General features: G+C 70.8%; 5 protein-coding genes. 3 read left to right on the forward strand and 2 right to left on the reverse strand.

Going from position 1 to position 4,230, the window contains the following annotated elements:
* Positions 1 to 266: 266 nt before the first annotated feature.
* Positions 267 to 920, reverse strand: coding sequence for a protein-L-isoaspartate O-methyltransferase family protein (locus tag COGEMETH_RS24605; RefSeq protein WP_238185296.1), 654 nt, complete (start codon positions 918 to 920; stop codon positions 267 to 269).
* A gap of 261 nt (positions 921 to 1,181) precedes the next feature.
* Complete coding sequence (locus COGEMETH_RS24610) at positions 1,182 to 1,982, reverse strand: ABC transporter permease (protein ID WP_238185297.1); 801 nt, start codon at positions 1,980 to 1,982, stop codon at positions 1,182 to 1,184.
* Positions 1,983 to 2,143: 161 nt separating this feature from the next.
* Between COGEMETH_RS24610 and COGEMETH_RS24615 the strand changes: the two genes are divergently transcribed.
* From COGEMETH_RS24615 to COGEMETH_RS24625, 3 genes are all read left to right on the forward strand, one after another.
* Positions 2,144 to 2,353 carry a hypothetical protein gene (locus tag COGEMETH_RS24615; protein ID WP_238185298.1) on the forward strand — a complete coding sequence of 70 codons (210 nt, stop codon included), beginning with the start codon at positions 2,144 to 2,146 and terminating at the stop codon, positions 2,351 to 2,353.
* A 202-nt stretch (positions 2,354 to 2,555) separates the two neighbouring features.
* Positions 2,556 to 2,801: a hypothetical protein gene (locus COGEMETH_RS24620; protein WP_238185299.1), complete on the forward strand. Its 246-nt coding sequence runs from the start codon at positions 2,556 to 2,558 to the stop codon at positions 2,799 to 2,801.
* A 136-nt stretch (positions 2,802 to 2,937) separates the two neighbouring features.
* Positions 2,938 to 4,161 (forward strand): serine hydrolase domain-containing protein, encoded by a 1,224-nt coding sequence (locus COGEMETH_RS24625; RefSeq protein WP_238185300.1) that lies wholly within the window; start codon positions 2,938 to 2,940, stop codon positions 4,159 to 4,161.
* Positions 4,162 to 4,230: the final 69 nt, after the last annotated feature.

A 4,230-nucleotide genomic window follows, 5' to 3' on the forward strand; every position in this document is an offset into this window, starting at 1 on the left:
ACGGCGATGCCGGCCAGCCGGACCACGGAGCGCGTCGCAGGAATGCGTTCTTTCACGTCGATCAGCCCTTGCGGTTTCTCGATTGAGCCGGATGTCCGTCCTGCGACGACCATGGCGCGGAGTTACACGCCCACCCGATCAAGCCCGCCCTGCGCTCGACCTTAGCCGGAAATTGAGACGCCGCCCAACGCGGAGCGGCGTCCCGAGTCCGAATCGGCGGGGGGTGGCGCATAAAGGCGACACCTCCGGCCGTTGAGCGGGGGTCGTCAGAAGGCGAAGCCGGCCTCCGCCGCGAAGGCGGACAGGCCCGGAAGGGCCGCGTCGAACAGGGGCCGGGCGCCGAAGGCGTCGCCGGCGCGCACGAACAGGGTCGCCTTCGCGGCCCGGTCGCGGCCGAGCACGCAGACGAGCCGGCCCGCGTCGGCGAGCTGGTCCAGGAGGGCCTGGGGCCGCACCTCGACCCGGCCGTTGACCAGGATCGCGTCGTAGGGACCCTTGTCCGGAAGGCCCTGCGCGAGCCCGCCCTCGACCACCTCGGCGATGCCCTCCAGGCGCTCGCGTGCGGCGGCGGCCAGGTCCGGGGCGGCCTCCAGGGCGGTGACGCGGGCGCCCAGGCGCGCCATCAGGGCGGCGGCGTAGCCGTAGCCGCTGCCCACGTCGAGGACGCGCACGCCCGGTCCCAGGGTCAGGGCCTGGATCATGCGGGCCAGCAGCATCGGCGCCGGCAGGAAGCGGGCGTCGTCGGAGACCGGGGTGAGGCGCAGGCTCTGGTCGATATAGGCGAAGGCCTCGCGCCCCTGCGGCACGAAGCGCTCGCGCGGCACGGCGTCGAAGGCGTCGAGCACGGCGACGTCGTTCACGTCGAAGGTCCGCAACTGGCAATCGACCATCAGGCGCCGGGCCTGTGCGTAATCGAGCATGGGATCGTCTTCCTTCGACGCGGCTCTCCGGCCCCGAAGGTCCGGGCCACGGCCTCGGGCCGCAGGCGGCCTTCGGGACACCGGGTTTGTCGGAGATCGGCTGCCAAAAGGCAAGGTTGTGCTGCAGCGCGGCAGCGATCCGGGCCTGGCGGACCGCGCCTGCGCGCCGGCATGGTTAACCGGCGGCGCTTGCCCACCCCCGCCCCTGTGCAATCCGGGGACGGAGGGCGTCCGGGCTTGCGGCCGCCCGGCGCGGCGGCGTCACGAGATCTTGCGCACCACGTGCTTCTCGAGGAGCAGGCCGATGGTCAGGCTGGTGAGGGCGAACAGGAGCACGTAGGCCTTGTCGACCTGAACCCCCAGGCCCGGATAATAGCCGAGCCGCACCCACTCGATGATCTGCACGGCGGGGTTGTACTTGAGGAACGAGTAGATCTTTTCCGGCAGGAAGCTGGGCAGGAACATCACCCCGCTGGTGATGTAGACCACGATGTTGAACAGCACGTAGCCGATCGCCCAGGCGGGGAAGAAGGCCACGATGCTGACGTTGATCGTGCCCACGCCGATCCCGAGCAGGATCGCGGCGAGGTAGCCGCATACGGCGGTGAAGGGGTCGGCCGGGCGCGGGTCGACCCCGGCCGAGACCAGGATCGCGGACACCACAAGCAGTCCCAGGAAGCCGGTGACGATCTCGACCAGGATGCGGGCGAAGATCACGTCGAACAGCTTGACCTGCGGGTAGTAGGTCAGCGGCCGGTTCGCCATCACCGCCTTCATCACCTCGCGGGAGATATACTGGAAGATCAGCACCGGCACGGCGCCGCTGGCGAAGAACACCGCCCGGCTGTCGCCGATGGGCGCCGGCACGTTGCGGAAGACGTAGATCAGCACCAGCATGAAGACGTGCGTGACCGGCCACAGCACGACGATGGCGTAGCCCCAGTGCGAGCCGCCGAACCGGGTCCGCATGTCGCGCAGCATCAGGGCGTACAGGACGTGCAGGTACGATTCGGTCGCGCTCCGCTTGGGGGCGACGGGTTGCGGCTCGGCCTGTGCGAACATCGGATGCCTTCGTGATCCGGCCCGTCCTTGCCCCGCAATCGTGCCGGAAATGTGGGGGCCGGCCGGAGACGGCCGGGCGGGTTCCTCCGTGCGTCCGGGCCGATAAAGTTTCGTTAACCATGCCCTGCGACGATGATCCTCGCCGCTCAGGACCGTCACCGATGCTCAACGCAGACCCGCTCCACGCACGTCCCATCCTGGTCAACGCCGGCCCGCTGGCCCGCGTCCTGGACGGGTTCCGGTCGAGGGCCGGGTCCGCCACCGAGATGTGGCAGCTCCTGACCGACAACTACGTCGTCGACCTCGACGCCGTGGCCGCCCTGCTGCCGGCCGAAGAGCCGGAGCCGGTCTGGCTGGCGGCGCGGGGCTGAGGCGGCAACAGGCCCGGCAAGAAAACCGGGACGAACCGCCACGAAACGCAGGGCCCTGTGGCATCGGCCACGCAGTGGCTGGCACGGACCCTGCCTGGAGACGACCGAGACCGGGGAGACGACGCTCAGGCAACAATCACGCGGTGGCTCGAACGCTGGAGCACCCCGCGGACCTTTCGATCATTCGAACAAGGGGTCCGTCATGCCTGAACTGCTCTCCGTCGCCCTCGTCTGCGCCGGCACCCTGCTGGCCCAGGATTGCTCCCGCGACACCGCCCTCGACGTCATCGTCGCCCCGGCCCGCACGCCGATGGAGTGCATCATGCACGCCCAGACCATGGCGGCGGCCGCCGGCCTGCCGGGCGGGGACAACCGCTACCTCAAGGTCACCTGCGAGCACCGCCACACCGACGCGGAGCCCGCGACCGTGGCCCGCCGCGCCTCCTGAACCCTCGCCCGCCCGCCGCTCTTCGCGATTGGGGGCCTGGCCGTGGCGGTGCATCGGCCCGATCCCTCCCGGCCGCCGTTGGCGCGTGGCCGGGGGCCCGCTACATCACCTCGACAGATCTGACGAGGACCCCCTGATGGCGGATGCGACCGAGACCGATGCGCGCGCGGTGGGCTTCTGCCCGGAGCGGCTGGAGCGCATCGACGGCTGGATGCGCCGGCTCGTCGACGACGGCAAGCTCGCGGGCCTGTCGGTCACCGTGGCGCGACGCGGGCGCACCGTGTTCGGCCGCGCCCACGGGCTGTCCGACATCGCCCGGCGGACGCCCTTCACCCGCGACACCGTCACCCGCATCTACTCGATGACCAAGCCGCTGACCTCGGTGGCGGTGATGCAGCTCTACGAGGCGGGCCGCTTCCAGCTCGACGACCCGGTCTCGCGCTTCCTGCCGGAATTCTCCGCGATGCGGGTCGCCACCGGCGGCAACCGGGCCCGGATCGAGACCGAGCCGGCGCGCCGCCCCATCACCATCCGCGACCTCCTCACCCACACCGCCGGCCTGACCTACGGCTTCATGGAGGCGACCCTGGTCGACGCCGCCTACCGGGCCCAGGGCATCGACTTCCTCAGCACCGAGGGGACGCTGGCCGGCATGGTCGCCAAGGCGGCCCAGGCCCCCCTGCTGGCCCAGCCCGGCGCGGCCTGGAACTACAGCATCGCCACCGACGTGCTCGGGCACCTCGTGGCGGTGGTCTCGGGACAGGAGTTTGCCGACTATCTGCGCGAGAAGGTGATCGGGCCGCTCGGCATGGTCGACACCGACTTCTTCGTGCGGCCCGAGAACATGCCGCGGTTTGCCGCCAACTACGTCTACGACCGCGAGCGCCGGCTCACCCGATTCGACGACGCGGTGGACACCGTCTTCGCCCGCCCGCCGGCCATCGCCTCGGGCGGTGGCGGCTTGGTCTCGACGGCCGCCGACTACATGCGCTTCTGCCGGTTCATCCTGGGCCGGGGCGAACTCGACGGCGTGCGGCTGCTCGGCCGCAAGACCGTGGCCCTGATGCTGATGAACCACCTCGACGGGGACCTGGCCGCCATGGGCACCCCGCGCTTTGCCGAGACCTCCTACACGGGCATCGGCTTCGGCCTGGGCTTCTCCGTCACCCTCGACCCGGCCCGCGCGCAGATCCTCGGCTCGCCGGGCGAGGTCGCCTGGGGGGGCTTGGCCAGCACCGCCTTCTGGATCGATCCGTCCGAGGACCTCGCCGTGGTCCTGCTGACCCAGCTCGTGCCCTCCTCCGCCCTGCCGATCCGGCGGGAATTGCGGGTGATGACCTACGCCGCGCTGGTGGATTGACGGACCGTGCCGGGGGGGGGCAGGGTAAGTCTCTGTTCCGGAACGCGGTTTCCCCTCCCCCCTCTGCGG

It is taken from the genome of Methylobacterium trifolii (assembly GCF_022179685.1).
Classification (GTDB): Bacteria; Pseudomonadota; Alphaproteobacteria; order Rhizobiales; family Beijerinckiaceae; genus Methylobacterium; species Methylobacterium trifolii.

Coding starts and splice junctions, on each gene's coding strand:
- COGEMETH_RS24605 (WP_238185296.1), bottom strand. CDS start 920: ATGCTCGATTACGCACAGGCCCGGCGCCTGATGGTCGATTGCCAGTTG.
- COGEMETH_RS24610 (WP_238185297.1), bottom strand. CDS start 1,982: ATGTTCGCACAGGCCGAGCCGCAACCCGTCGCCCCCAAGCGGAGCGCG.
- COGEMETH_RS24615 (WP_238185298.1), top strand. CDS start 2,144: ATGCTCAACGCAGACCCGCTCCACGCACGTCCCATCCTGGTCAACGCC.
- COGEMETH_RS24620 (WP_238185299.1), top strand. CDS start 2,556: ATGCCTGAACTGCTCTCCGTCGCCCTCGTCTGCGCCGGCACCCTGCTG.
- COGEMETH_RS24625 (WP_238185300.1), top strand. CDS start 2,938: ATGGCGGATGCGACCGAGACCGATGCGCGCGCGGTGGGCTTCTGCCCG.